Annotated in this window: 27 protein-coding genes and 3 tRNA genes; 12 read left to right on the top strand and 18 right to left on the bottom strand. The window is 69.0% G+C overall.

All coding sequences use genetic code 11. The features are described from left to right. Nucleotides 1–110: 110 nt before the first annotated feature. The 4 genes from IFR14_RS10180 to IFR14_RS10165 all read right to left on the bottom strand — a co-directional run bounded on the left by IFR14_RS10180 (nt 111) and on the right by IFR14_RS10165 (nt 2389). The gene (locus IFR14_RS10180) at nt 111–812 is read right to left on the bottom strand and encodes an ArsR/SmtB family transcription factor (RefSeq protein WP_191940970.1); all 702 of its coding nucleotides are present in this window, start codon (nt 810–812) and stop codon (nt 111–113) included. Next, nucleotides 809–1180 (bottom strand): amino acid-binding ACT domain-containing protein, encoded by a 372-nt coding sequence (locus IFR14_RS10175; RefSeq protein WP_191940969.1) that lies wholly within the window; start codon nt 1178–1180, stop codon nt 809–811. Before IFR14_RS10175 ends, IFR14_RS10180 begins: the two co-directional genes overlap by 4 nt. After that, nucleotides 1180–1626: an OsmC family protein gene (locus IFR14_RS10170; RefSeq protein ID WP_191940968.1), complete on the bottom strand. Its 447-nt coding sequence runs from the start codon at nt 1624–1626 to the stop codon at nt 1180–1182. The genes IFR14_RS10175 and IFR14_RS10170 overlap by 1 nt, the downstream gene beginning before the upstream one ends. A gap of 690 nt (nt 1627–2316) precedes the next feature. Further along, nucleotides 2317–2389, bottom strand: a tRNA-Val gene (locus tag IFR14_RS10165). A 154-nt stretch (nt 2390–2543) separates the two neighbouring features. Here IFR14_RS10165 and IFR14_RS10160 point away from each other — a divergent pair. After that, nucleotides 2544–3353 carry a thymidylate synthase gene (locus tag IFR14_RS10160; RefSeq protein ID WP_191940967.1) on the top strand — a complete coding sequence of 270 codons (810 nt, stop codon included), beginning with the start codon at nt 2544–2546 and terminating at the stop codon, nt 3351–3353. After that, nucleotides 3350–3874: a dihydrofolate reductase gene (locus tag IFR14_RS10155; RefSeq protein WP_191940966.1), complete on the top strand. Its 525-nt coding sequence runs from the start codon at nt 3350–3352 to the stop codon at nt 3872–3874. The genes IFR14_RS10160 and IFR14_RS10155 overlap by 4 nt, the downstream gene beginning before the upstream one ends. A 39-nt stretch (nt 3875–3913) precedes the next feature. Here the strand turns inward: IFR14_RS10155 and IFR14_RS10150 are convergent, their stop codons facing one another. Next, nucleotides 3914–4384 (bottom strand): peroxiredoxin, encoded by a 471-nt coding sequence (locus IFR14_RS10150; protein ID WP_064293656.1) that lies wholly within the window; start codon nt 4382–4384, stop codon nt 3914–3916. Between the two features lie 241 nt (nt 4385–4625). Here IFR14_RS10150 and aceE point away from each other — a divergent pair, with 241 nt between their 5' ends. From aceE to IFR14_RS10120, 6 genes are all read left to right on the top strand, one after another. Next, nucleotides 4626–7352, top strand: a complete 2727-nt coding sequence (gene aceE, locus IFR14_RS10145; RefSeq protein ID WP_085510736.1) for a pyruvate dehydrogenase (acetyl-transferring), homodimeric type — start codon at nt 4626–4628, stop codon at nt 7350–7352. Between the two features lie 16 nt (nt 7353–7368). Beyond that, nucleotides 7369–8613, top strand: a complete 1245-nt coding sequence (locus tag IFR14_RS10140) for a PucR family transcriptional regulator (RefSeq protein ID WP_175484370.1) — start codon at nt 7369–7371, stop codon at nt 8611–8613. Between the two features lie 112 nt (nt 8614–8725). Beyond that, nucleotides 8726–9649, top strand: a complete 924-nt coding sequence (locus IFR14_RS10135) for an acyltransferase domain-containing protein (protein ID WP_191940965.1) — start codon at nt 8726–8728, stop codon at nt 9647–9649. A gap of 20 nt (nt 9650–9669) precedes the next feature. Continuing rightward, nucleotides 9670–10674 carry a beta-ketoacyl-ACP synthase III gene (locus IFR14_RS10130; protein ID WP_191940964.1) on the top strand — a complete coding sequence of 335 codons (1005 nt, stop codon included), beginning with the start codon at nt 9670–9672 and terminating at the stop codon, nt 10672–10674. A gap of 59 nt (nt 10675–10733) precedes the next feature. Continuing rightward, on the top strand, nt 10734–10982 hold the full coding sequence (locus IFR14_RS10125) for an acyl carrier protein (protein WP_056006457.1): 249 nt from the start codon (nt 10734–10736) through the stop codon (nt 10980–10982). Between the two features lie 139 nt (nt 10983–11121). Beyond that, on the top strand, nt 11122–12360 hold the full coding sequence (locus IFR14_RS10120) for a beta-ketoacyl-[acyl-carrier-protein] synthase family protein (RefSeq protein ID WP_071260783.1): 1239 nt from the start codon (nt 11122–11124) through the stop codon (nt 12358–12360). A 199-nt stretch (nt 12361–12559) separates the two neighbouring features. Here IFR14_RS10120 and IFR14_RS10115 read toward each other — a convergent pair whose 3' ends face one another. After that, the gene (locus IFR14_RS10115) at nt 12560–13063 is read right to left on the bottom strand and encodes a DUF3145 domain-containing protein (RefSeq protein ID WP_191940963.1); all 504 of its coding nucleotides are present in this window, start codon (nt 13061–13063) and stop codon (nt 12560–12562) included. Between the two features lie 150 nt (nt 13064–13213). On the opposite strand from IFR14_RS10115, the gene IFR14_RS10110 reads away from it, so the two are divergent. After that, on the top strand, nt 13214–14182 hold the full coding sequence (locus IFR14_RS10110; protein WP_342365677.1) for an ROK family protein: 969 nt from the start codon (nt 13214–13216) through the stop codon (nt 14180–14182). A gap of 132 nt (nt 14183–14314) precedes the next feature. Here IFR14_RS10110 and IFR14_RS10105 read toward each other — a convergent pair. The 3 genes from IFR14_RS10105 to IFR14_RS10095 form a co-directional block, all read right to left on the bottom strand. Then, a tRNA-Ile gene (locus IFR14_RS10105) sits at nt 14315–14389 on the bottom strand. 40 nt (nt 14390–14429) lie between these two features. Then, on the bottom strand, nt 14430–15710 hold the full coding sequence (locus tag IFR14_RS10100; RefSeq protein WP_446728079.1) for a glycosyltransferase: 1281 nt from the start codon (nt 15708–15710) through the stop codon (nt 14430–14432). Nucleotides 15711–15833: 123 nt separating this feature from the next. After that, a complete protein-coding gene (locus IFR14_RS10095) occupies nt 15834–16814 on the bottom strand; it encodes a DMT family transporter (RefSeq protein ID WP_342365676.1) in 981 nt (326 codons plus the stop codon). Between the two features lie 70 nt (nt 16815–16884). Between IFR14_RS10095 and def the strand changes: the two genes are divergently transcribed. Next, nucleotides 16885–17451 carry a peptide deformylase gene (gene def / locus IFR14_RS10090; RefSeq protein ID WP_064293647.1) on the top strand — a complete coding sequence of 189 codons (567 nt, stop codon included), beginning with the start codon at nt 16885–16887 and terminating at the stop codon, nt 17449–17451. Between the two features lie 199 nt (nt 17452–17650). On the opposite strand, the gene IFR14_RS10085 is transcribed toward def, so the two are convergent. From IFR14_RS10085 to dusB, 5 genes are all read right to left on the bottom strand, one after another. After that, a tRNA-Asn gene (locus IFR14_RS10085) sits at nt 17651–17723 on the bottom strand. A 94-nt stretch (nt 17724–17817) separates the two neighbouring features. After that, nucleotides 17818–18666, bottom strand: coding sequence for an ATP-binding cassette domain-containing protein (locus IFR14_RS10080; RefSeq protein ID WP_071260793.1), 849 nt, complete (start codon nt 18664–18666; stop codon nt 17818–17820). 102 nt (nt 18667–18768) lie between these two features. Continuing rightward, nucleotides 18769–20643: a DNA primase gene (gene dnaG / locus IFR14_RS10075; protein WP_191940960.1), complete on the bottom strand. Its 1875-nt coding sequence runs from the start codon at nt 20641–20643 to the stop codon at nt 18769–18771. Between the two features lie 88 nt (nt 20644–20731). After that, nucleotides 20732–21979: a deoxyguanosinetriphosphate triphosphohydrolase gene (locus tag IFR14_RS10070; protein ID WP_085511054.1), complete on the bottom strand. Its 1248-nt coding sequence runs from the start codon at nt 21977–21979 to the stop codon at nt 20732–20734. Nucleotides 21980–22004: 25 nt separating this feature from the next. Then, nucleotides 22005–23165, bottom strand: coding sequence for a tRNA dihydrouridine synthase DusB (dusB, locus tag IFR14_RS10065; RefSeq protein WP_191940959.1), 1161 nt, complete (start codon nt 23163–23165; stop codon nt 22005–22007). A gap of 51 nt (nt 23166–23216) precedes the next feature. On the opposite strand from dusB, the gene IFR14_RS10060 reads away from it, so the two are divergent. Then, the gene (locus tag IFR14_RS10060; protein ID WP_191940958.1) at nt 23217–23735 is read left to right on the top strand and encodes an aminoacyl-tRNA deacylase; all 519 of its coding nucleotides are present in this window, start codon (nt 23217–23219) and stop codon (nt 23733–23735) included. On the opposite strand, the gene IFR14_RS10055 is transcribed toward IFR14_RS10060, so the two are convergent. From IFR14_RS10055 to recO, 4 genes are read right to left on the bottom strand one after another with little or no spacing between them, the layout of a single operon-like run. After that, entirely contained in the window at nt 23726–23875 is a 150-nt protein-coding gene (locus IFR14_RS10055) for a hypothetical protein (protein ID WP_191940957.1), read from the bottom strand. The genes IFR14_RS10060 and IFR14_RS10055 overlap by 10 nt on opposite strands. Continuing rightward, complete coding sequence (locus tag IFR14_RS10050; protein ID WP_191940956.1) at nt 23872–24552, bottom strand: DsbA family oxidoreductase; 681 nt, start codon at nt 24550–24552, stop codon at nt 23872–23874. The genes IFR14_RS10055 and IFR14_RS10050 overlap by 4 nt, the downstream gene beginning before the upstream one ends. Nucleotides 24553–24580: 28 nt before the next feature. Continuing rightward, on the bottom strand, nt 24581–25402 hold the full coding sequence (locus IFR14_RS10045) for an isoprenyl transferase (RefSeq protein ID WP_191940955.1): 822 nt from the start codon (nt 25400–25402) through the stop codon (nt 24581–24583). Then, complete coding sequence (gene recO / locus IFR14_RS10040; RefSeq protein ID WP_086473471.1) at nt 25399–26136, bottom strand: DNA repair protein RecO; 738 nt, start codon at nt 26134–26136, stop codon at nt 25399–25401. Before recO ends, IFR14_RS10045 begins: the two co-directional genes overlap by 4 nt. Nucleotides 26137–26219: 83 nt before the next feature. On the opposite strand from recO, the gene IFR14_RS10035 reads away from it, so the two are divergent. Continuing rightward, nucleotides 26220–26888 carry a trimeric intracellular cation channel family protein gene (locus IFR14_RS10035; protein ID WP_079705760.1) on the top strand — a complete coding sequence of 223 codons (669 nt, stop codon included), beginning with the start codon at nt 26220–26222 and terminating at the stop codon, nt 26886–26888.

Below are 26888 nucleotides of genomic sequence, written 5' to 3'. Positions count from 1 at the left end.
CCCGTAGTTCCTCGCCTGTGGCGGGCGACTTCACGTCAGGTTGACGCGCATTCGACGACGGTCGCGTCGTCGACGAGCGCTCGCACCTGGGGCTCAGTAGCGCAGCTTGGCTACGCCTCGCATGCGGAGATCGTTGCCTCCAAGGTACTGAGCCCCAGCGCACCACGCTCGGTGAGCCGGACGGCCCGCGAGTCGGGGCGACGGGTGATCCACTGCTGCGTTTCCATCGCCTCCAGGATTTGAGCTCCAACCTGGCCGGCGACGTGAGCGCGGCGCCCGGTCCAGTCCAGGCAGCCTCGTGACCACGGCCGTGAACCAGAACCAGGATGCAGACGGAGCGACTCCACAACGGGGCCAGCCGGGAACGGTGACGGGGCGTTCTCCGTCGCCGCGGTGCGGATGCTCGAGAGGATGCTTGCGTGGACGAGCAGGTCCGTGACGCGTAGGCCGAGATCTCCGGCGAGATGGTCGTAGCAGGTCCGCGCCTCCCGGAGATCGGCCGAGACTCGGTGCTGTCGGAAGGACCGCACGACCGTGCGAGGGGCGATGGCCTGGAGCGCCTCCACCGCCCGGGCGACCTCGTCGTTCGTCAGACGGAAGAAGCGGTTCCTGCCCACCCGATCGACCGTGACGATGCCTGCGTCGAGGAGCACGCGGAGATGCTCGCTGGCGGTGGAGGCTGAGACGCCGGCAGCGCGGGCGAGCTCCCCAGCGGGGATGGCACGGCCACCGAGCAGCGCTGTCACGATCCGGCCGCGAGCGGGATCACCGAGTGCTCGCGCCGGCACCGAGATGTCCGCGTCGCCGGTCACGACCCGGCCTTTTCGAGCGCTCGACGGGCAGCGGCGACATCGTCCACGAGCAGCACCTTGCGGTTGTCATGGTCGCTGTACTGGCCGTGCAACACCACACCGGCCCCGGCGAGCCGCTCCATCATCCGGCCGAGCGCACCCGGCGCATCCACGACGAGATCGACCACGAGCGCTTCCCGCACGAGCACCGGCCCGAACCCGATCCCACGCAATACCTCCCCAGCGCAAGCCCCCTCAGCTACGAGATAGTGCGCCACTCCCGACCACAGGCCCCCGCCCTCCAAGCCGATGCCGGCCGCACCCAATGCGCGTCCGATCGCCGCGAGGGAGGAAGCACCGTCCGGGGCCGGGATCTCGATGTCGAACATCACCGCACCGTGATCTCGGGTTCGAGGGTGACGACGGCGGTGAGGCTGTTCGCGATGTAACACTGCCGGTGGGCTTTCTCCAGGAGTCGCTCCACCGCTCCCGTCGTCGTGCCCTGGGCCACGATCGTCGGTCGAAGCACGATCTCGGTGAGCCGCATCGGACGTGTGTCGTCCGGCATGATCCCGGTCGCGGCGTCCCGGTAGTCGATGATCTCGACGCCTGCATGGGCGGCGACCGCGAGGAACGACAGCAGCTGACACGAACTCGCCGCCGCCACCAACAATTGCTCAGGGTTCGGCAACCCGCTGTCGCCTCGGAACTCGGCCGCTGCGCTCAGGTCGATCGACGAATCCCCCAACCGCACCCCATGGCGACGGCTGTAGATCTCGTAGGCATCGGTCCGCCCGCTCCACGTCACGGTAGCGGTGTAGTTGTGCGTCGTCATGCAACCACGCTAGGTCGCGAATGCTTCGGCAAGTACCGAAACAACACCGCTACGGCGTTCGGTGGTTCGCGGGAGAAATCGGTGTGGCGGTCGCGTTCTGCCTTTCCTGGCTGCTGTGTTTCTTCCGCACTGCAGGTCACGACGCATTCACTCACATCTGATCGGACACGGCGTGCTCTGCGGCGCTATGCTCCGGGCAGGTCATCACCCCGACGAGAGCCTGCCTCGGATGATTAGGGTCCGGAGAGACAGCGGGGCACACGTCTCCGCTCCTGCACACGCCTCTACCGACGTCGGAGCGACGTGCCCGAACCCGCCGCCCCGAGACCAGAGCAGCGTGTCATGCGCGGAACCCGAATCCCGTGCTGGCCCACAACTGCGCCGGTCCCGTGCATGGTAGATCTGTCGCGCCGGGCCCACAAGGTGCAATCGGCACGGTGCAGGGCGGAGACTGTGCGGCGCGATCCCACGCGGGCGCTGCTGAATCGACTCCACCCACACGATCGGTGTCCGCTCCAACGCTGCGGCCGTAGCTCGCATCAACGCGCTCATCGACATCGGCGGTGCTGCCGTTCGCGCCCCAAGGCCTCCGGGCGTCGAACTCTCCAACATCGAGTGTCCGGCGATGAGGCGCGCACGGCTTAGCGAAAAGGCCCCGAGATGCCCATGATCTCGGGGAACTTCCTTCGGTGGGCCCTGCCGGGATCGAACCGACGACATCCACGGTGTAAACGTGGCGCTCTACCAGCTGAGCTAAAGGCCCGCGATCGGATGGAAGCGTCCGATGCGACTCGTCGAGTCTAGCCGGAGTCGCCGTCGGAGCCGGAACGCTCCACAACCCGGGTTCGCGCGCTTCCGCCGCGACACCGGACGATCGGTCGGGCGCGGTGACGGTCGCTGGCCGTACGATCGAGGGGATGGATACGACGATCCCCACCCCGTACGAAGACCTCCTGCGCGACACGCTCGAGCACGGCGCCGCCAAAGGCGACCGCACCGGAACCGGCACGCGCAGTGTGTTCGGCCGCCAGCTCCGCTTCGACCTCTCCCAGGGCTTCCCGCTCATCACCACGAAGCGGGTGCACTGGAAGTCCATCGCCTACGAACTCCTGTGGTTCCTCCGCGGCGACGGCAACGTCCGCTGGCTGCAGGAACACGGCGTCTCGATCTGGGACGAATGGGCCGACGACCAGGGCGAACTCGGCCCCGTCTACGGCGTGCAGTGGCGGTCCTGGCCGACCCCCGACGGCTCGCACATCGACCAGATCTCGCAGGTCATCGACCAGCTGCGCACCGACCCGAACTCGCGCCGCATCATCGTCTCCGCTTGGAACGTCGCCGACATCCCCAATATGGCGCTCGCCCCGTGCCACGCCTTCTTCCAGTTCTACGTCGCCGACGGCAAGCTGTCCTGCCAGCTCTACCAGCGCAGCGCAGACCTCTTCCTCGGCGTCCCCTTCAACATCGCCAGCTACGCGCTCCTCACCCACCTCGTCGCCGAGCAGGTCGGCCTCGAGGTCGGCGACTTCGTGTGGACCGGCGGCGACTGCCACATCTACGACAACCACGTCGAGCAGGTGACGGAGCAGCTCACCCGCGCACCGTTCCCCTACCCGAAGCTGCGTATCAACACGAAGCGCGACAGCATCTTCGACGTGGAGTACGACGACCTCGAGATCGTCGACTACCAGCACCACCCCGCCATCCGAGCGGCCGTCGCCGTATGAGCCTGGCGCTCATCTGGGCCCAGGCCCACGACGGCGTCATCGGCGCCGACGGCGACATGCCCTGGCACGTCCCCGAAGACCTCGCGCACTTCAAGGCGCTCACCGGATCCGACGCGGTGATCATGGGACGCCGTACCTGGGATTCACTCCCCCCGCGGTTCCGTCCGCTCCCAGGACGCCCGAACATCGTCGTCACCCGCGATCACGCGTGGTCCGCCGACGGCGCGATCGTCGCCCACTCCCTGGAGGACGCGTTCGAAGCGACGCAGCTCGCCGGCAACGGCCAGGCCTGGGTCACCGGCGGCGCGGGGCTCTTCACCGAAGCGCTCGCGCTCGCCGACCGGCTCGAGGTGACCGAACTCGACCTCGACGTCGCGGGCGACACCTTCGCGCCGATCATCGGCGAGGAGTGGGTGCCGGTCACGATCGACCCGGCACACGGCTGGTCGGAGTCACGAACGGGCGTCCCGTACCGGTTCATCCGCTACGAGCGCGCACCCGCGGTCACGATCACCGGCTGAGACTCTCGACGATCCGGAGCGAACACAGCGAGCCGCGGCTCAGGCCGGCTGACGCAGCTCTTCGAGCGCGGCGCGGTAGGCCGCGAGCGAACGGGCCTCGCCCGGTGCCGTGATGAAGCTCTCACGGATGATGCCCTGCTGGTCGATGAGGAAGGTCGCACGGTTCGCGAACCCTTTCTCCTGCAGGAACACCCCGTACTCCTTGGCGACCTGGCCGTGCGGCCAGAAGTCGGCGAGCAGCTGGAAGCCGTACTGCTCCTGCTCCGCCCACGCGCGCAGCGTGTGCTTCGAGTCGACGGAGATGCCGACGAGCGTGACCTGGTCGTCCGTGAACAGGCTGAGGTTGTCGCGCAGCTCGCACAGCTCCCCCGTGCAGGTGCCCGAGAACGCCAGCGGGAAGAAGACGAGGGCGACAGCTGAACTGCCGCGGAACTGACTCAACCTGACGAGTTCACCGAACTGGTTCGCCAGTTCGAAGTCGGGTGCCAGGGTGTCGTTCTCGAGTGCCATGAGGGTCCTTTCAGGCGGGTTCGCCTGCTCCGGATCGCCCGAGCGGTGGACGGGTCCGATCCGGTCACACATCCTAACCCCGCACCGCAGCTGCACAAACCCGGAGGGGTGCGCCGCTCGGTCACCGTTCCTTGGGGTGACCGGATAGGGTGAAAGGTGGCGCCCGCGTCCATACCCATCAGGACGCATGGAGTTCACCATCACAACCCAGGCACGATCTGCCACGAGAGAAAGGTCGACGGTGACTGTTCACGACCAGGATCCATACTCGTCCAACCACGTAGACGCCGATCCTGAGGAGACGTCCGAGTGGAATGAGTCCCTCGACGCCCTCGTCGACGAACGTGGCCGCGGTCGCGGCCGCGACATCATGCTGAGCCTCCTGAAGCGCTCGAAGGAGCTGCACCTCGGCGTGCCGATGGTGCCCACCACCGACTACATCAACACCATCGCCTCGGAGAACGAGCCCGACTTCCCGGGCGACGAGGACATCGAACGCCGCTACCGCGCCTGGATCCGCTGGAACGCGGCCATGACCGTGCACCGCGCGCAGCGCCCCGGCATCGGTGTCGGCGGACACATCTCCACCTACGCGTCGTCGGCCGCGCTCTACGAGGTCGGCTTCAACCACTTCTTCCGCGGCCAGGACGCCCCGGGCGGTGGCGACCAGATCTACATCCAGGGCCACGCCTCCCCCGGCACCTACGCCCGCGCCTTCCTCGAGGGCCGCCTCAGCACCGACCAGCTCGACGGCTTCCGTCAGGAGAAGTCGCACGCGCCGCACGGGCTCTCCTCGTACCCGCACCCGCGCCTCATGCCGGACTTCTGGCAGTTCCCGACGGTCTCGATGGGTCTCGGCCCGATCAACGCGATCTACCAGGCGCACCTCGCCAAGTACGTCACGAACCGTGGCATCAAGGACGCCAGCGACCAGCAGGTCTGGGCCTTCCTCGGCGACGGCGAGATGGACGAGGTGGAGAGCCGCGGTCAGCTCCAGGTCGCCGCGAACGAGGGCCTCGACAACCTCAACTTCGTGATCAACTGCAACCTGCAGCGCCTCGACGGTCCCGTCCGCGGCAACGGCAAGATCATCCAGGAGCTCGAGAGCTTCTTCCGCGGCGCCGGCTGGAACGTCATCAAGGTCATCTGGGGCCGCGAGTGGGACGACCTCCTCAACCGCGACACCGACGGCGCGCTCCTCAACCTCATGAACGTCACGCCCGACGGCGACTTCCAGACGTACAAGACGGAAGACGGCGCCTACGTCCGCGAGAACTTCTTCGGCCGCGACGAGCGCGCCCTGAAGCTCGTCGAGGGCTACACCGACGACGAGGTCTGGAACCTCAAGCGCGGCGGCCACGACTACCGCAAGGTCTACGCGGCGTTCAAGGCGGCCAGTGAGCACAAGGGTCAGCCGACGGTCATCCTCGCGCACACGATCAAGGGCTACGGCCTCGGCCCGAGCTTCGAAGGCCGCAACGCGACCCACCAGATGAAGAAGATGACGCTCGACAACCTGAAGACCTTCAGGGACACGATGCGCATCCCGATCACCGACTCGCAGCTCGAAGAGAACCCCTACCTCCCGCCGTACTACCACCCGGGCGAGGACGACGAGGCGATCCAGTACCTGCACGAGCGTCGCCGCGCGCTCGGCGGCTACGTCCCCGAGCGTCGCAGCAAGTACACGCAGCTGAACCTGCCCGACGACTCCGCGTACGCGGCAGCGAAGAAGGGCTCCGGAACGCAGGAGATCGCCACCACCATGGCGTTCGTCCGACTGCTGAAGGACCTCCTCCGCGCCAAGGACTTCGGCAACCGCATCGTCCCGATCATCCCCGACGAGGCACGCACCTTCGGCATGGACGCGTTCTTCCCGAGCGCGAAGATCTACAACCCGAACGGTCAGCACTACACCTCGGTCGACCGCGAACTGCTGCTCGCCTACAAGGAGAGCCCGCAGGGTCAGATCGTGCACGTGGGCATCAACGAGGCGGGCGCCGTCGCAGCCTTCTCCGCGATCGGAACCTCGTACTCGGTGCAGGGCGAGCCGCTCATCCCGGTCTACGTCTTCTACTCGATGTTCGGCTTCCAGCGCACCGCCGACGCCATCTGGGCGGCCGGCGACCAGATGACCCGTGGCTTCATGATCGGCGCGACCGCCGGTCGCACGACGCTCACGGGTGAGGGCCTCCAGCACGCCGACGGCCACTCGCTGCTGCTCTCGTCGTCGAACCCCGCGGTCGTCAGCTACGACCCGGCCTACGGCTACGAGATCGCGCACATCGTGCGCAGTGGTATCCAGCGCATGTACGGCGGCGAGCACGAGGACCCGAACGTCATGTACTACCTCACGGTGTACAACGAGCCGATGGTCATGCCCGTCGAGCCCGAGGGCGTGGACGTCGACGGCATCGTGCGCGGTATCCACCGCATCAGCACGAGCGACAAGCAGGGGCCGAAGGCTCAGCTCATGGCCTCCGGTGTCGCGGTCCCGTGGGCGATCGAGGCACAGCAGCTCCTCGCCGACGACTGGGGCGTCTCCGCAGACGTCTGGAGCGTCACGAGCTGGACCGAGCTCCGTCGCGACGGTCTCGCCGCCGACCAGCACAACTTCCTGCACCCGCAGGAGGAGCGTCGTGTGCCCTACGTCACGGAGAAGCTGAGCGGTGCCGCAGGTCCGTTCGTCGCCGTGACCGACCACATGCACGCCGTGCCGGACCAGATCCGTCAGTTCGTGCCGGGCGACTTCGCGACGCTGGGCGCCGACGACTTCGGCTTCTCCGACACGCGCGCCGCTGCCCGTCGCTTCTTCAAGATCGACGGCCCCTCGCTCGTCGTCCGCACCCTCCAGCAGCTCGCTGCTCGAGGTGAGGTCGATGCGAGCCTCCCGCAGCAGGCGATCGACCGCTACCGCCTCCACGACGTGAACGCCGGCAACACCGGTAACGCGGGTGGCGAGAGCTGATTCCATCGCTACCACGGTGACGAAGACGAAGACGAAGGCCGAGACACTCGACTGGCTCCGCCGGATCTCGGGTGAGCTCGCGACCGCGACGCTCAAACGCCTCGAGGACACCCTTCCCTGGTACGCCGAGATGCCACCAGGCCGCCGCTCAGCGGTCGGCCTGGTGGCCCAGGCGGGCATCAGTTCGTTCATCTCGTGGTTCGACGACCCCCGGTCGACGCCGTGGATCGCCGCCGACGTGTTCGGGGCGGCTCCTCGCGAGCTGCTCCGTTCCGTCAGCCTGCAGCAGACGCTGCAACTCATCAAGGTCACCGTCGAGGTCGTCGAGGAACGCGTCGCGTCCGGGAGCGTCGACCTCCGTGAGGCGATCCTCCTCTACTCACGCGACATCGCATTCGCGTCGGCCGACGTGTACGCCCGTGCGGCCGAAGCCCGCGGACTCTGGGACGCCCGCCTCGAGGCCCTCGTCGTCGACTCGATCCTCAGCGGCGAGGCCGACGACGAGCTACCGAGCCGCATCGCCGCCCTCGGGTGGCACGGTCACGGCGAGGCCTGCGTCCTGGTCGGGACGACCCCACGGGTGCTCGATGTCGACATGCTCCGCCGGACCGCCCGACACCTCGACGCCGACGTCCTCATCGGCGTCCAGGGCAACCGGCTCGTGCTCGTCCTGGGTCGCGCTGAGCTGCCCAGCACCGAGCCCGGAGACGGCGAGCCCGTCGACGAGGCCGAACAGGCCGCCGCGGACGCCCGCACCAGCTCACAACTCACCTTCCTCGACATCGCCGCCAAGCTCGAGCACGGCTTCGGGCCGGGGCATCTCGTGCTCGGTCACGCTGTGCCGTCCCTCATCGAGGCATCGCGCAGCGCGAAGGCCGCGCTTGCCGGGTTCGCCGTCGCGAAGTCCTGGCGTCACGCACCTCGACCGGTCGCGGCGGACGACCTCCTTCCTGAGCGCGCCCTCGCCGGCGACAACCTCGCGAAGACCACGCTCATCGAGCGGGTCTACCGCCCGCTCAAGGACTACTCCGGCGAGCTCGTGACGACGCTCTGGTGCTACCTCGACAACGGCCGCTCGCTCGAAGCGACCGCGCGCGAGCTGTTCGTGCACCCCAACACCGTCCGGTACCGCCTCAAGCGGGTCTCCGAGGTCATCGGATGGGACGCGACCGGTGCCCGCGAGTCGCTCATCCTGCAGGCGGCCCTCATCCTCGGCGCCATCGCTGAGCCTGAGCCGTCCCGACGTCGGCTGACCTCCTGACGCTGGCAGGGCCGTTCGACCGGTCGGCTTTGTGGAGTCCACACAACACATTTTCCAAAGGTTCGTGGTGTTGCTCCACTGCTGGGCGTCCTCCGGTTGGCAGACTAGAGCGGTGATCGTCATCGCCTGCCCTGGACAGGGCTCCCAAACCCCCGGCTTCCTCGACCCCTGGTTGCAGGACGCCTCCGCGAAGGACGCGCTCGCGCGCTTCTCCGACGAAGCCGGACTCGACCTCGTCAAGCACGGCTCGGTCTCGGACGCCGACACCATCCGCGACACCGCGGTGGCCCAGCCGCTCATCGTCGCGGCCGGCATCGTCGCCTTGGACGCCCTGCGGAAGGCCCTCCCCGCCGACGCCGCGCCGTTCGGCGGCATCGCCGGACACTCCGTCGGCGAGATCACCGCGGCCTACGGCGCCGGCATCCTCTCGGACAGCGACGCGATGAGCTTCGTGAGCGAACGCGCCGTAGCAATGGCCGAAGCCGCAGCCACCACCCCGACGGGCATGAGTGCCGTCCTCGGTGGCGACCAGGACGCCGTCGTCGCGCACGTCCGTTCCTTCGGGCTGGAGCCCGCCAACTACAACGGCGGCGGCCAGATCGTCGTCGCCGGCGCGCATGACGCCCTCGCCCGCCTCGCCGACGAGCCGCTCAAGGGCACGCGGGTGATCCCGCTGCAGGTCGCAGGCGCCTTCCACACGAGCTACATGCAGTCGGCCCGCGACTGGCTGGCCGGGGCGAGCCGCACGGTCGAGCCCCAGGATCCGACGCTCCGCATCTGGACGAACCACGACGGCACCGAGGTCACCTCGGGTACGGCGTTCTTCGACCTCCTCATCGGTCAGGTCGCCTCCCCGGTACGCTGGGACCTGTGCATGGACGCGTTCAGCGCCGCAGGGATCACCGGACTCATCGAGCTCGCCCCCGCCGGGGCGCTCACCGGACTCGCACGTCGCGGCCTGAAGGGCGTGCCGACGGTCGCCATCAAGACCCCCGACGACCTGCCGGCAGCCCTCGACCTCATCGCCCAGCAGTAGCGCAGACGGAGAACCAGTCAATGACCACCCCCACCCTCAAGCAGTCGCGCGGTCCCGAGTTCACCCGCATCCTCGGCCTCGGCGCAGCTCGCGGAGACCTCAGCGTCCCGAACGACGACCTCGTCGGTCCGATCAACTCGTCCGACGAGTGGATCCAGCAGCGCACCGGCATCGTCACCCGCACGCGGGCGTCGGCCGACGTCAGCGCCGTCGACCTCGCAGCCGAAGCCGGCGCCGAGGCCATCGCGGCCGCGGGCATCTCGCCCGAGCAGGTCGACCTCGTCCTCATCGCGACGATCAGCAACGTCCAGCAGTCCCCGTCGATGGCGGCCGTCGTGGCCGACCGCGTCGGAGCGAACCCCGCTGCCGCCTACGACCTCAACGCCGCATGTGCCGGATACGCCTACGCGATCGCTCAGGCCGATGCCCTCATCCGATCGGGCGCGGCTCACTACGCGCTCGTCATCGGCGCCGAGAAGCTGTCCGACATCGTCGACCCGACCGACCGGTCGATCTCGTTCCTCCTCGGCGACGGTGCAGGCGCGGCCGTCGTCGGTCCGAGCGACTTCCCCGGCATCTCCCCCACCGTGTGGGGATCCGACGGCTCGAAGGCCGACGCCGTCGGCATGAGCGGCACGCTCACCGAGTTCCGCGACGGCACCGCCGCCTGGCCGACCCTGCGCCAGGAGGGCCAGACGGTCTTCCGGTGGGCGGTCTGGGAGATGGCCAAGGTCGCCAAGCAGGCACTCAAGGAAGCGGGCGTCGAAGCCTCCGACCTCGCGGCCTTCATCCCCCACCAGGCGAACATGCGCATCGTCGACGAGTTCGCCAAGCAGCTCAAGCTGCCGGAGACCGTCGTCATCGCGCGCGACATCGAGACCACCGGCAACACCTCGGCGGCGTCCATTCCGCTCGCCACCCACCGGCTCCTCCAGGGGCACCCCGAGCTCAGCGGCGGCCTCGCCCTGCAGATCGGATTCGGTGCCGGACTGGTCTTCGGCGCTCAGGTCGTCGTCCTGCCGTAGCAGGACGCCCGACGCGACTACACTCGACTACGGTCAAACCTCACCCAAGGAGTAGAACAATGGCACTGTCCACCGAAGAAGTCCTCGCCGGCCTGGCCGAGCTGATCAACGACGAGACCGGCATCGCGACCGACACCGTCGAGCTGGACAAGTCGTTCACCGACGACCTCGACATCGACTCGATCTCCATGATGACCATCGTCGTCAACGCGGAGGAGAAGTTCGACGTGAAGATCCCGGACGAAGAAGTCAAGAACCTGAAGACCGTCGGCGACGCCGTCGACTTCATCGTCAAGGCTCAGGGCTAGTCCCAGCGCAGTGCTGAAGGGTCGGCCGGCAGTTGGCCGACCGGCCCTTCAGCGTTCGAGGCGGCTCGTCCGTCCGGACACGGGCTCGACCGCCGCAGGGCTCGGACCCCCTCGTCGTCTCCACAGAAGGTTTGACTGAATGACCACCAAACGCATCGTCATCACCGGCATCGGTGCCACCACTCCCCTCGGCGGCAACGCCACCGACTCCTGGGACAACCTCCTCGCCGGCAAGAGCGGTGCGAGCCGTCTCGAGCAGCCATGGGCTGAAGAGCTCGAGCTGCCCGTACGCTTCGCCGCGCAGGCCGCCGTCCCCACCGCGGACATCCTCGACCGTCGTGAGGTCAAGCGCCTCGACCCGTCGAGCCAGTTCGCCCTGATCGCCGCGCGCGAGGCCTGGCAGGACGCCGGCGCCCCCGAGGTCGACCCGGAGCGACTCCTCGTCGACTGGGCCACCGGCATCGGCGGCGTGTGGACGCTCCTGGACGCCTGGGACACCCTGCGCGAGAAGGGCCCCCGCCGCGTCCTCCCCATGACCGTCCCGATGCTCATGCCGAACGGCCCGGCAGCGGCGATCGGCATGGACCTCGGTGCCCGAGGCGGAGAGCGCACCGTCGTCTCCGCTTGTGCGTCAAGCACCGAGTCGCTCGCCAACGCCTACGACCACCTCCAGGCCGGCCTCGCCGACATCGTCGTGGCCGGTGGCTCCGAAGCCGCCATCCACCCGCTCCCGCTCGCGTCCTTCGCAGCGATGCAGGCGTTGTCCAAGCGCAATGACGACCCCGCCATCGCCTCGCGTCCCTACGACGTCGACCGCGACGGATTCGTCCTCGGTGAGGGCGCCGCAGCGCTCATCGTCGAGACCGAGGAGCACGCCAAGGCCCGTGGCGCCCGCATCTACGCCGAGCTCCTCGGTGGTGCGGTGACGAGCGACGCGTACCACATCACCGCTCCCGATCCCGAGGGTTCGGCTGCTGCCCGCGCCATGCGTGCGGCCGTCGAGAACGGCGGCGCGTCGCTCGACGACGTCGTGCACGTCAACGCACACGCCACGAGCACGCCCGTCGGCGACATCGCGGAGTACAACGCGCTGCGTCGGGTCTTCGGTGCCCACCTCGACGACATCGCCGTGACGGCCACCAAGGCCTCGACCGGCCACCTCCTCGGCGGCGCGGGCGCCATCGAAGCGGCCTACACGGCGCTCGCCCTGCACCACCGGGTCATCCCGCCGACCATCAACCTCGACAACCAGGACCCGGAGATCCCGCTCGACGTCGTCACGACGCCGCGTGAGCTCGGGTCCGGCGACCTGCTCGCCATCAGCAACTCGTTCGGGTTTGGCGGCCACAACGCGGTCGTCGCGTTCCGAAGCTACTGAGCCGTCCGCGACGGAGACGACGACGGGTCGTGGTGCATGCACCACGACCCGTCGTCGTCTCCTGACCAGGGTGCCGCCGTTTCGTCACCTCGTGTCTGCCGGGAGTGTCACCGACCTCGCACGGTCCACGCCACGTGGGCACCCTGTCGTCTGTGCAGTTGTCTCGCGTGCGCGGTGCCGCCGCGCCGGCGGGGCCGGATCAGCCCACGTTGTGCAGCCAGATGACGGAGGACCCGTCGCCGGCGTGACGGAACGGCTCGAGTTCGTCGTCCCACGGCTGTCCGAGCGCGACGCGGAGTTCGCGCTGGAGCTCGGCGGCGTTCCCGGCGCCGACCTCCATGGCGTACCGGATGCGATCCTCCGGGACGACCACGTTGCCGATGCTGTCGGTCTGCGCGTAGAAGATCCCGAGGTCGGGCGTGTGCATCCACCGGGCACCGTCGGCGCCCTGGGCCGGGTCTTCGCTCACCTCGTAGCGGAGGTGCTCCCAGCCGCGCAGGGCTGAGGCGAGTGCGGCTCCGGTGCCGTGCGGGCCTTCCCAGAAGACCTCGGCACGCTGCGCACCGCGGAGGATCGGCTGGTCTTCCCAGTCGAAACTGATGGCACGACCAAGAGCGCGACCTGCCGCCCATTCGAGGTGCGGGCAGAGCGCGCGAGGCGACGAGTGCACGAACAGCACACCCTTCGTCATCGGTGTCGACATGATTCCTCCACTGCGTCCGGGTGCGTCTTCCCCAACGACCCATGCAGTGTGATCCATGCCGGTGTCCGGCTGACCGGACCTCCGTGTATGCAGTTGTTCGACTCGCGCCGATACGAGCATTATGCCCCATGACCTGGAGGAATGACAACCGTGTCGTTCCCAGTACGCTGGATCGGGAGCCGGCCCGGACTGACGGCCTTCCAGGATGGAGCGGTGATGCACGAGGCCCTCGCGATCGACATCGGCGGCACGAAGGTCGAAGCGGCCGTCGTCGACGTTGAGGGACGGATCCTGCCCGGCACCCGGTTCCGCGGTCCGACGGGCGCCGCGGCCACCCGCGAGGAGCTCGTGGCGTCGATCCTCCAGACCGCCGAACGGAGCGTCGCGGCCCATGGCGGGCCGGTGTCCGGTGTCGGAATCGGTTCGGCGGGCCCCATCGGCAGGGCCGACGGCACCGTCTCGCCGATCAACCTCCCCCGACTCGCCGTCTTCCCCGTCGTGGCGGAGCTCCGGCGCTTCACGTCCGGTCCGGTGGAACTCCGACTCGACGGCACCTGCATCGCCCTGGCCGAGCACTGGCAGGGCGCACTCCGCGGAACCGAGAACAGTATGGGCATCGTCGTCTCGACCGGGATCGGTGGCGGGATCATCCTCGGATCCCGACTCGTCCCCGGCACCTCGGGCAACGCCGGCCACCTCGGACAGATGCAGCTCCGCCGACGCGAACCGGATGCCGTCGGCACACCCTGGACGTTGGAGGGCATCGCGTCAGGCACCGCGACGGTCGCCTGGGCGCGCGCCCAGGGATGGACCGGCACGACGGGCGAACAGCTCGGGGCCGACTACGCAGCTGGAACGGAAATCGCGATCCGCGCCGTCCGACGTTCCGCCGAGGCCGTCGGCGAAGCCCTCTGTAGCATCACGACCCTGCTCGACCTGGAACGCGTCGCGATCGGAGGCGGCTTCTCGCGGGTCTCCCCCGACTACCTCGACCTCGTCCAAGAGGCTGCGACCGCCTCGGCATTGCACGCCTACGCCCGTGAGCTGCGCGTGGTCCCGGCCGGGCTCGACGCCGACGGGCCGCTCATCGGTGCCGCCGCCCTCGTCCTCGCGGACTGAACCGGCCAGTCTCGATCGCCGAGCAAGGTCGCACCGATCCCGGAGCCGCTCCATCCCGGTCCCTGAGCTTGTCGAAGGGCGCCCTTCGACAAGCTCAGGGACCGGAACCAAGGCTCGTGGGCCGGTTCTCGGTAGGGCGGGTGGGACTTGAACCCACGCATCGTTCGGTTATGAGCCGAATGCCTTCACCAGCTTGGCTACCGCCCCGTGCGGAACCCAGTGTACCGAGTGGCCCGCGGGGCGGGAGTCAGTCGCGGGATTCCTGGCGGTCTGCGGTCGCCGTGTGACGCTCGGTCGTCGGGTCGACGACCTGCTCGCCACGGTAGAGCGCTTCGAAGGTGTCGAGCGTGCGCTCGATGTCGTGTGCGGAGACGAGCTCCAACGAGGCGTCCTGCATCCGGCGGTACTCCTCGGGCGAGGCGCTGAGTACCGTCGCGAGCCGTTCGGCCAGGGCGTCGACGTTGCCCGGCTCGAACAGGTAGCCGTTGACCTGATCGTGCACGAGGTGGGGCAGGGCCATGGCATCGGCCGCGACCACCGGGAGACCGGAGGCCATGGCTTCCATCGTCGCGATGCTCTGCAGCTCGGCGATGGACGGCATCGCGAAGACGGTGGCGTTCGTGTAGGCCTGCTTCACCTCATCGTCGGACACCTTGCCGAGGAACCGGACGCGGTCGCCGATGCCGAGCTGCTGGGTCAGCTGCTCGAGGTTCTTCGCTTGGTCGCCGCCACCGATGACGTCGACGTGGGCGTCGAGTTCCTTCGGGAGTTTCGTGAGCGCGCGCAGAAGCACGTCGATCTGCTTCTCGCTCGTGATGCGACCCACGAAGAGGATGGAGTTGCGCTTCCGCGGTTCGAACGACGGCGTGTACTGCCCGGCCTCGATCCCGCAGGAGATCGCGTGCACGCCGGTCAGGCCCGTGAACTGCTCCAGGAAGTCGGCGGCCTTGCGCGTCGGGGTCGTCACGGCGAAGGCACGATCGAAGACGCGACGGGCTGCAGCCCACTGCGTCCGGACGAGCCACTCCTGGGTGCGCTTGGGGATGACGGTGAAGTCGAGGATGTTGTCGGGCATGATGTGGTTCGTCGCCACCATGCGGATGCCGCGTTGCTCGGCCTCGATCGAGAGACCACGGCCGACCACGATGTGCGACTGCAGGTGCACGACGTCGGGCTTCACGCGGTCGAGGATCTTCCGGGCGTTCCGACGCATCGACCACGGCATCGCGAAGCGCAGCCAGTCGTGCGGGTACCACCGGAGGCTGAAGAGGCGGTGCGCCGTCATCGTCTGACCCTCGTGGGTCTCCTTCCACGTGCCGAACTTGCGTGAGCCCGCGGGCGCCACGATGTGGACGTCGTGGCCTCGTCGGACGAGTCCGGCTGCGAGTCGTTCGGCGAAGCGAGCGGCCCCGTTCACGTCGGGCGAGAAGGTGTCGGCACCGATGACCACCCGCAGCGGCTTGTGGGTGTCGGCGCTCGGCGTCGTGCTGGACGCCTTCGCGAGGTGCTGGTCGTCGGGAGAAGTCAAGGTATCGGTGATTCCTCTGTGCTTGGCCAGTGATGTGAGGGGGTGCGGGCGGTCGCTCACGACCCTGATGCGGCGCGGAACGCCAAGCTCAAGCATACCTGCAGCCCGTTCGGGCTCCAGGGCTCAGGCGGGCGCGTCGCCGGTCGCGAGGGCCTTCGCGGCTGCTGCGGCCGCCGGCGTCTGGCTCACCTGCGGGTGATGGCGGGCGAGCTGGAAGACACCCCACACGGCGATCGCGCCGGCCACGACGAAGCCGAAGCCTGCCCAGAACGGTGCGTTGCTCGCCTCGCCCAGCACGATGATGCCGATGCCGACCGCGATCATCGGGTCGATGACCGTCAGACCCGCGATGACCAGATCGGGAGGCCCCGAGGAGTAGGCGGTCTGCACGAAGTAGCCGCCGAGCGCACTCGCGGCGACGAGGCCGAGCCCGCAGAGGATCGTGAGCCAGTCGAACTCGCCCTGCTGCAGCCGTCCGATGATGACCTTGGCGAGCGTCGCGACGAAGCCGTAGAGCACCCCGGTCCCGACGATGTAGAAGATGGCCGTGAAGCGGGAGCGGAACACCATGAAGCCGAGTCCGAACACGACGAGCACGACGCCGAGCATCACCAGGATCGTGACGAGCTCGGCCTCGGTGATCCGGTGCTCGCCGGTGAAGACCGCCGCGATCGTCACGAACAGGCCGACGCCGCCGACGCAGGCGACGATCGCCACGACCGATCGACGGTTCAACCGGACGCCGCTGATCCGGCTGTTCACCACCGCTGTGATGACGAGGGCGACCGCGCCCAACGGCTGGACGAGGGTGATCGGTGCGAGGGACAGGCTGCCGAGCTGGAGCACGATCGCGAGCCCGAGCATGACCGTTCCGGTCACCCAGGACGGCCGACTGAGCAGCGCCAGGAGCTGAGCGACGTTGAGCCCCGAGGTCGCGTCGGTGCCACTCGACGACTCGACCTTCGCCACACCCCGGTGCTGCAGCTGCGCGCCGAGTGAGAGGAAGACGGCACCGAGGAGTGCGAACGGGATGCCGAGGAGTTGAGAGGGATTCCGGGTGAAGTCGTCCGCGAGGTCGGCGATGTCGATGGCGGAGGGGATCACCCGTCGAGGGTACCCCGCGGCCCCGCCGATCCCGGCACGCCAGGCCGAGCCCAGCGGATAGGCTCGAGCAATGGCAATTCTCGAGATCCACGTGACCGGTGACCCGGTGCTCCACTCCGTCGCCCGGCCGGTCACCACCGTGGACGACGACCTCCGGCGGCTCGTCGCCGACATGTACGAGACCATGGATCTCGCTCCCGGGGTCGGGCTCGCGGCTCCGCAGGTCGGCGTGCCGCTCCGCCTCTTCGTCTACAGCTACGAGGACGACGACGGCCAGCCCTGGCGTGGCGTCGCGATCAACCCCGTGCTGTGGATCAGTCCCCCGCCGGTGGGCGAGCTCGACGAGGAGGCCGAGTCGGAGGGCTGCCTCTCCGTCCCGGGCGAGCGGCACCCGCTCCGTCGCGCGGAAGCGGCCATGCTCATCGGGACCGACCTCGAGGGCGACCCCGTCGAGCTGCGGGTCGTCGGCTGGCGCGCACGCATCCTGCAGCACGAGTTCGACCACCTCAACGGCGTGCTCTACGTGGACCGCCTCGAGCTGCCGCACTCGCGCCGAGCGGCGAAGGCGATCCGCAAGGCGGGCTGGGGCGTGCCCGGGATCTCCTGGCTGCCGGGTCGCGACGACCTCGAGGGCTGAACCGCCTCGACGGACACGACGCCGGCACGATCGACACGGCATCGCCTCGCCAGGCGCAGGGTGTCCGGACATGCAACGAGGCCCGAAGAGTGGAGTCTTCGGGCCTCGTCGTCCAGTCTACGGCGTCCCTGCCGGTTTCGTGAAACCGGCCTCGAACGACGAATCCCCCGGTCCGTATGGACCGAGGGATTCTGTGCAGCTCCTCGAGTTGGACTCGAACCAACAACCTATCGATTAACAGTCGATTGCTCTGCCAATTGAGCTATCGAGGAATACGTGCTTCGACCGGCCGGACGAATCCGGCCTCTGCGTTGCAGCGCGTATCTACTGTAGCAAAGGATTCGCAGACTCCAAATCGACACGCGATCAATCGATGCCGACGGCCTCGGGCGTCTCGTACTGGGTCTCCGTGCCGCCCGACTGGGCGAGCGCTGCGAGGAACTCGTGCGGCGGATCGGCGAGCATCGCGTCGATCGGGCCATAGCCCACGACCCGTGACTGGTGGAGCGCCAGGACGTCGTCGGTCACCTCGCGGAGCATCGCGAGGTCGTGCGTCACGACGATGACCGTGCCGCCGTCGCGTCGGAACCCGTCGAGCAACTCGGTCACCGTGTGCCGGACGGTGATGTCGATGCCGGCCGTCGGTTCGTCGGCGATGAACACCTTCGGGCCGAGGACGAGGGCCCGTGCGATGGCGATCCGCTGCCGCTGACCACCACTCAGCTCGTAGGGGTACTTGTCGAGGCTGGAGAGCGGCATCTGCACGGCGTCCAGCAGTGTGGCTACCCGGACGCCGAGCGCCTGCTCGCTGAACTTCTTGTCGCGAGCGAGGACCGGTTCCGAGATGAGCTCCGTGACGGTGAGCTCGGGCTTCAGGTGCGCACCGGCCTCCTGCTCGAGCAGGGACACCTCGAACGTGAGCTTCGTGAGCTCCCTACGGCCGACCTTGCGCATGGAGCGACCGAGCGTGCTCGCGTCGCCGCCGGACACGAACGGACGGGAGTCCGCTCCGGTCAGGTGGCGTCCGGACAGCACTCGCAGGAGCGTGCTCTTCCCCGAGCCCGAGCTGCCGATGACCCCGAGGGAGCCGCCGACGGGCAGCTCGAAGCTGATGCCGTCCAGGGCTCGGTTGCTCGGACTGACGCCGTGCGCGGCGTAGTCGACGCTCAGATCACTCGCCCGGACCGCCGGTCCGTCCTGCTCTGGGTGCTTCATGAGACCTCTCCTTCCGGTGCACGGGGAGCCACCGGATCGCCATCGAGTGTATCCGGCGATCCCGGCGGGGCCACGTGCCACGCTCGGCGGAGGACGACCGCGTCAGGCCTCGGCGCGGAGCGCCCGCCGTTCCGCCTCGACGTCGGCGAGCTGCCGGGTGATCTCCCGGTGGGACTCGTCGCGGGGGTCGGTGCGACGCAACGACCCGAGCAGCGCCGCCTTCCGACCGAGGAGGTCGCGGTCGATCAGCGCCCGCGCGATGTCCCGGACGTAGCTCGGCAGCTTCTCCTCGTTCGTCTCGGGGAGTGGTGACACCCCGAGCTCGCGGACCAGTCCGTCGAAGCCGGGTGGGACCTGCGCGATGACGGTCTCCAGCCAGGCGTTCGTCCCGAGGTGGTCCAGGCTCACACTCATGGCGTCGCGTACCACGGCGAGGGAACTGTTGGCGACCGAGCTCTGGACCGCGCGCTCCAGCATGGGGCGTTCGAGGTGCTGGGGCAGCTGCAGGATCGCACGGAGGGCGTCTTGCTCGAGGCGCGTCGACGGATCCTTGGGCAGGTCGTTGAGCGAGGCCTGGCGCTCGCGCGGCGGCTCGGCAGCTGGTGCGCCGGGGCCCTGCTGGCGGGCGTCTCGGGCGGAGTTCTGCGAGCCTCCTGCGGCGGCACCGCCAGCGGCCCGCACGGCGCGGGCCACCTCGTCGAGTTCCATGCCGAGCTGCTTCGCGAGCACCCGGGTGTACCCGGGACGGAGCGAGGGGTCGCGGATCTCGGCGACGACCGGCGCGGCCGCGCGGAGTGCGCCGACGCGGCCCTCGACCGTCTCGAGGTCGAAGCCCGCCAGCGTCCGCCGGATGATGAACTCGAACATCGGCTCGCGGCCGTCGACGAGCTTCCGGATGGCGCCGTCGCCGCGGTTGAGGCGGAGGTCGCAGGGGTCGAGGCCGTCGGAGGACACGGCGACATACGTCTGGGCGGAGAACCGCTTCTCCTCGCCGAACGCACGCGTCGCGGCCTTCTGCCCGGCCTCATCGGGGTCGAACGTGAAGATGACCTCGCCGGTGGCGGAGTCGTCGCCCATGACGCGGCGGATCATCTTGATGTGGTCGACCCCGAAGGAGGTCCCGCAGGTCGCCACCGCGGTGGTCTCCCCCGCCAGGTGGCAGGCCATGACGTCGGTGTACCCCTCGACGACGACGACGCGCTTGCCGCGCGAGATGTCGCGTTTGGCGAGGTCGAGTCCGTAGAGGACCTGCGCCTTGTGGTAGATCGCCGTCTCGGGGGTGTTGAGGTACTTCGGCCCCTTGTCGTCGTCGCGGAGGCGCCGGGCGCCGAAGCCGAGCACCTGGCCGGTGGTGTCGCGGATGGGCCAGATGAGGCGCCCGCGGAACCGGTCGTAGACCCCGCGGTCGCCGCTCGACACGAGCCCGGCCGCGAGCATCTCCTCGTCGGAGAATCCGCGAGACCGCAGCGCCTTCATGAGGTGGTCCCAACCGGCAGGCGCGAACCCGATCCCGAAGTGGTCGGCAGCGGCGGCGTCGAAGCCTCGTTCGCCGAGGAACCGCCGCCCGAGGTCGGCATCGCCGTCGTGGAGCTGCTGCTGGAAGTACTCGGCGGCAGCCTGGTTGGCGGCGAAGAGGCGACCCCGGTTGCCGTGATCGACCTTGCCGCCGCCCTCCTCGTAGCTGAGCGGGTAGCCGATGCGCTGCGCGAGACGTTCCACCGACTCGGCGAACGTCACGTGGTCCATCTTCTGCAGGAAGCTGTAGACGTCGCCGCTCTCGCCGCAGCCGAAGCAGTGGTACAGCCCGACCGTGGGGCGCACATGGAAGCTCGGGCTGCGTTCGTCGTGGAAGGGGCACAAGCCCTTCAGCGAGCCGACGCCGGCGGACTTCAGCGAGACGTAGTCACCGACGACGTCGCCGATGTTGGTGCGTGCCTTGACCTCTTCAACATCGCTCTGTCGAATCCGTCCGGCCATGCTTCGATCCTAGTCTCGTGCGTCCATCGTCCATCCCTGAGGGCCTCCGCACAGCGGAGTCGGAGGCCCGCTCCCGTGTGGAGGAGCGTCAGGCGCCGACGTGCCGTTCGTGCCAGGAGAGGGCGCTCTGATCGGTCAGGCTCGCGATCTGGTCGACGACGACGCGACGGCGTTCCGCATCGGACCCGGCTGCCCGCCAGTCCGCCGCGAAGCCGACGTCGAGGGCCGACTCCCCGAGCGCGAACACCGCGTCCGACAGTTCGATGAGGATCTCCCGCTGCCGGACGTACAGCGGCTGGCGGGAGTCGCTGTACATCACGAACGCGGCGACGATCCCCTTGAGGAGGGCGATCTCGGCCTGGATGCCGTGGGGCACCACGACGTCGGCCCCGAACCGCACGAGGCTGGCCTGAGGGAAGGCCTCCCGGGTCGCCGCGGTCGCCGCACCGGCGAACCGACCGATCATCTGGCTCGTGAAGTTCTTGAGCCGACCGAGGTCGCGCCGGGAGCCGTCCCAGGCGGTGATCCAGGTGTGCGAGGACTGCAGCCGGTCGAAGGCGGCGGCGAGGTCGTCGTGGGTGAAGTCGTCGCCGGCCCAGGACAGCGCCGTGTCGATGAGGCGGTCGTGTCCGGCGCGCGCGTTCAGGAACGCCGGGTCGATGTACTCCCCGACGACGGCGTCCTCGAAGTCGTGCACGGAGTAGGCGATGTCGTCCGCGAGGTCCATGACCTGCGCCTCGACGCAGCGGACGCGCTCGGGAGCGCCGGCTCGCAACCAGCGGAAGGCCGCAGAGTCCTCGTCGAAGAACCCGAACTTGGCGCGACCACCGGGATCCGGCACCGACTGGGCGGCCGGCCACGGGTATTTGCAGCTGGCGTCGAGGCTCGCGCGGGTGAGGTTCAGACCGTACGGCTCGCCGTCGGGACCGAAGACCTTGGATTCGAGGCGCGTCAGGATCCGCAGGGTCTGGGCGTTGCCCTCGAACCCGCCGATCGCGGCGGACCAGTCGTTGAGCGCTCGTTCGCCGTTGTGACCGAACGGCGGGTGACCGAGGTCGTGCGCGAGGCACGCCGTGTCGACGACGTCCGGCGCGAGGTCGAGGCTGGCCGCCAGCTCGCGACCGACCTGCGCCACCTCGAGGGAGTGGGTCAGCCGGTTCCGCGCGAAGTCGACACCGCTCGTCGGGCTCAGCACCTGGGTCTTGGCGGCGAGTCGCCGCAGGGCACTGGAGTGCAACAGCCGTGCACGATCGCGCGCGAAGTCGGAGCGTCGCGTCGAGTGGTGCTCGGGCATCCAGCGTTCCTCGTCGTGCAGGGTGTAGCCGTCCCGGTCCATGGAGACGCTCCCCTGCTCGATGATGCTATCCGCCACTGTGGTCCAGTTCCGCTCCTGCGATCTCGGTCTGCTCGTCGGCACCCAGCGACTGCGAGTCGAGCCAGCCGTAGGGCAGTGCCGGTCGTTTCGGCGTGCCGGCGCGTCCGCGCTGGCCTTCCGCTGCGGCGCCCGGGTAGGGGGCCGTCCAGTCGAGGGTCGCGAGCAGGTCGTCGAGCTGGTCGAGCGACTCCACGGTCGCGAGGCTCGCGCGGAGGTCACCGCCGACCGGGTAGCCCTTGAAGTACCAGGCGACGTGCTTCCGGATGTCGCGGCAACCGCGCTCCTCGCTCTCGAAGAACTCGGCCAGGAGCTCGGCGTGACGCCGGAACGCGGCCGCGACGTCGCCCAGGGACGGCTCCGCCTTGCCGCCCTCGCCGGCGAACGCCGAGCTGAGGTCGCCGAAGAGCCAGGGGCGACCGAGGCAACCGCGGCCCACGACGACGCCGTCGCATCCCGTCTCGTCGACCATCCTGAGGGCGTCCTCACCCGACCAGATGTCGCCGTTCCCGAGAACCGGCACCGAGGTGACCGTCTCCTTGAGCTTGGTGATCGCCGACCAGTCCGCGTGGCCGGAGTAGAACTCGGCGGCGGTCCTGGCGTGCAGCGCGATCGACGCCACACCGGCGCCCTCGGCGATCCGGCCGGCCTCGAGGTAGGTGAGGTGGTCGGAGTCGATGCCCTTGCGCATCTTGATCGTGAGCGGGACGTCGCCGGCGGCACGGACAGCGCCCTCGACGATGTCGCGGAAGAGCCCGGTCTTCCAAGGCAGCGCCGCTCCCCCGCCCTTGCGGGTGACCTTGGGCACCGGGCAGCCGAAGTTGAGGTCGATGTGGTCGGCGCGATCCTCGGCGACGAGCATGGTGACGGCCTCGGCGACCGTCTTCGGGTCGACGCCGTAGAGCTGGATGGAGCGGAGCGTCTCGCTCTCGTGGTGCTGGATGAGCCGCATGGTCTCCGGCGTGCGTTCGACGAGCGCGCGGGAGGTGATCATCTCGCTGACGTACAGTCCGGCACCGTATTCGCGGCACAGTCGACGGAACGCCGTGTTGGTGATCCCGGCCATGGGGGCGAGCACGACCGGCGAGTCGAGCACGATGGGCCCGATCGAGAGGCTCGGGCGCTGCGAGAGCGTGGTAGGAAGAGACATCACCCTCGATTCTCCCAGATGATCGGCGCTCCCGCGCCCAGTGAGGACCACATGTCAGACGCCGTCCCGCCCGTCGTCCTCCAGCCGCCCGGCCGCGAGCGCGTCCGAGCAGCGGCCGCCGCACTCGGTCTCGACGTGGAGCTGGTCGAGCGACCGCCCGCGCGCAGTCTCCACGAGGCGGCGGAGCTGCTCGGCATCGAGCCCGCGGACATCGTCAAGACGATCGTCGTGAAGCGTCGCAGCGGCGACTACCTCTTCGCCCTCGTGCCGGGCGGCCGCAAGATCTCCTGGCCGCCGTTCCGCACGCTGCTCGGGGTGAACAAGCTCGCGATGCCGGACGCGGCGACCGCGTTCCAGGCGACCGGCTACGAGCGCGGCACCATCACCGTCCTCGGTGCGAGCGCTCCACTCCCCGTCTACGCGGACGAGCGCATCCTCGAGCGCGGAGGGCGCATCTCGATCGGCGCCGGCGAGCACGGGTGGAGCGCCTTCGTCGACGCGGCGGAGTACCTCACGGCCATCGGCGCCGTCACCGCGGACCTCACCGAGCCGGAGGACCCTCAGTCCTGAGCCGGCTCCGGCGGGAGCACGAGGCAACTGTCGCCCTCGCAGACGACGGCGTCGCCCCCGAGGAGTCGGAGCGCCGGCCGGACCGTCGCGGACTGCTGATCACCGACGCTGCGCTCAGGGGACGTCGTCTCCGCGCTCACGCCTGCACCGGCTCGGTGCTCGCGCGTTCCGTCCAGACCTGCTCGAGGACCTGCGTGAACGCGGCGGCCTCCTGCGCCCCGGACACCCCGTAGGCGCCGTCGATGACGAAGAACGGGACGCCCTGGATGCCGTACCCCTGTGCCGTCGCCTGATCCTGGCGGACCGCCTGCGTGTACTGGCCGGATTCCAGCGCCGAGACCACGGCGGACCGGTCGAGCCCCACCTCGACGGCGAGGTCGGCGAGGTCCTCGATGCGACCGACATGACGGCCCTCGGTGAAGTAGGCCCGCAGGAGGCGCTCGGTCATCTCGAGCTGCTTCCCCGCCGCCTTGGCGAAGTGCAGCAGTTCGTGCGCCTTCACCGTGTTCGTGTGCTGGAGGATGTCGAAGTCGTACTCGAGACCGGCGTCCGAGGCGATCCCCGTCACCCGATCGAGCATCTGCTGCACCTGGTCGGCCGGCATGCCCTTGTGCTTCACGAGGAAGTCGATCTCGGTGCCGTCGAAGTCGACCGGGGTGTCGGGTGCAAGCTCGAAGGAGTGGTACTCGACCTCGACCTCGCGTCCGTCGCCGAGCTGCGCGAACTCCGCCGCACCCCGCTCGAACTTGCGCTTACCGATGTAGCACCACGGGCAGGCGATGTCGGACCAGATGTCGATCTTGATGGGTTCACTCATGTCAGGGCCAACCACCGACACCCGTCGGTCATTCCCCCGAGGGCGCCGCGGCGTCCGGCACGTCGCGCGCCCCGCCGAAGCGGCGGTCACGTCCGGCGTACCGCTCGACGGCCTCCCAGAGCTGACGCCGCCCGAAGTCGGGCCAGAGGGTGTCGAGGAAGACCATCTCCGCGTAGGCCGACTGCCACAGCTGGAAGTTGCTGGTGCGCTGCTCCCCGGAACTCCGGACGAAGAGGTCGACGTCCGGGAGGTCGGGCAGGTAGAGCCGGCTCTGGACGAGACGCTCCGAGACGGCCGACGGCTTGATGCGGCCGGCGGCGACGTCGTCGGCGATGCTGCGGACCGCGTCGACGATCTCGTTGCGGCCGCCGTAGTTGACGCACATGGTGAGCGTCAGGCGGTCGTTGCCGCGCGTCAGCTCCTCCGCCGTCTGGAGCTCCTTGATGACCGAGGTCCACAACCGCGGCCGACGCCCAGACCAGCGCACGCGCACGCCCCACTCGTTCAGTTGGTCGCGCCGTCGATGGAGCACCTCGCGGTTGAACCCCATGAGGAAGCGGACCTCGTCGGGCGAGCGCTTCCAGTTCTCCGTCGAGAACGCGTACACCGACAGGTGTTTGATCCCGAGTTGCAGGGCACCGGCCACGACGTCGAGGAGTGCGGCCTCGCCCGCCTTGTGCCCTTCGACACGCGTGAGTCCGCGTCGGTTCGCCCACCGGCCGTTGCCGTCCATGACGATCGCGACGTGCGACGGCACCTCGCCCTTCGCGAACTCGGGCGGGACCTCCCCCGTCCAGTCGATCGGTTTGAACGGCACCGCGTCGCGGTGGGTGTACGGCTTCGGGGTCACCCGCGGCTCCGATCCTGTTCGAGGTGCGCGAGCGACCGTAGGCCGCGCTCCAGATGCCATTGCGCGTAGGCGGCTGTGAACCCGCTCGCCCGTGAGGCCGTCTGCTCGGCGGCGGCCTCCGCGTAGTCCCAGTCGCCGGAGAGCAGCGCTCCGAGGAGCGAGAGGGTGTCGGCGTCGAGCCGAGGGCTGCCCGAGGGTGCGCAGTCGTCGCACACGACCCCGCCGAGCTGCACGACGACGTGCGAGTACTCGCCCTCCGTGCCGCACCTCGAGCAGGCGCCGAAGCTCGGTGCCCAACCGGCGAGCGAGAACGCCCGGAGCAGGTAGGAGTCGAGGGTGAGCCGCGGACCGTGCTCGTGCTTCGACAAGGACCGCAGGGCGCCGACGAGCAGCAGGTACTGCTGGAGGGAGCCCTCGGACTCCGTCAGGCGATCGGCCGCCTCGACCATCGCGCTGGCGGCCGTGTAGCTCCCGTAGTCGGCGCTGATCTCGGCGCCGTACGAACCGAGCGACTCGGCCTGGGTGATGGTGTCGAGGCTGCGGCCCTCGTAGAACTGGACGTCGGCGACCATGAACGGCTCGAGCCGGGACCCGAACTTGGAGCCGGTGCGACGGACACCCTTGGCGACCGCCCGGATCTTGCCCCTGCTGCGTGAGAGCATGGTGACGATGCGGTCGGCCTCGCCGAGCTTGTGGGTCCGCAACACCACCACTTCGTCTCGATATACCGGCACGCATCGATTATCCCGCCTCGCACCGACAACGTGACCCGGGAACCGCCGTCGGGGATCGAAGGAGCGCCTGGAGAGATGAAGCCGTGAACGAGGTCCTCTTCGTCGTTCCGCTGTGGGTCGACCTCTCGGCGGTCGCCATCGGCGCCGTCCAGGGCGCGATGTTCGCGGCCAGATTCCAGGATCGTCAGCTCGACTGGCTCGGCGTCGCCATCATCGGCGTCGTCGTCGGACTCGGCGGCGGTCTCATCCGCGACATCCTCCTCGGACAGGTGCCGGCGTCCCTCCAGAACAACTGGTACCTCCCCGTCGCCTCGGGAGCCGCCCTGCTCGGGATGTTCCTCCTGCGCACCATCACGAGGCTCGGGCCGGTCATCATCGGTCTCGACGCCCTGACGATCGGCATGTTCGGAGCGATCGGCTCCACCAAAGCCCTGGCAGCCGGCCTGCCGGTCATCCCGGCGATCTTCGTCGGCACCGTCTCCGCTGTCGGAGGATCGGTGCTCCGCGACGTCATGCTCGGTGTCCCCGTCGCCCTCATGCACGTCGGGTCGCTCTACGCCGTGGCGGCCGCGGTCGGGACCGCCCTCCTCGTCCTCGCCGTGACCTTCGGTGCGCCGCTCGGGATCGCGGCGATCGTCGGTGTCTCCTCGACCGCGGTGATCCGCCTCCTGGCGGTCCGGTTCGGGTGGACGTTGCCCGAGCAGCGCCAGATCGGCGGATGGCGGATCTGGCGCCGCTCGACGCGCGGCTGA

Source organism: Plantibacter sp. CFBP 8775 (assembly GCF_014839505.1).
Classification (GTDB): domain Bacteria; phylum Actinomycetota; class Actinomycetes; order Actinomycetales; family Microbacteriaceae; genus Plantibacter; species Plantibacter auratus.
The sequence above is the reverse complement of the archived record's forward strand: the minus strand, read 5'-3'. Positions and strand labels throughout refer to the sequence as shown.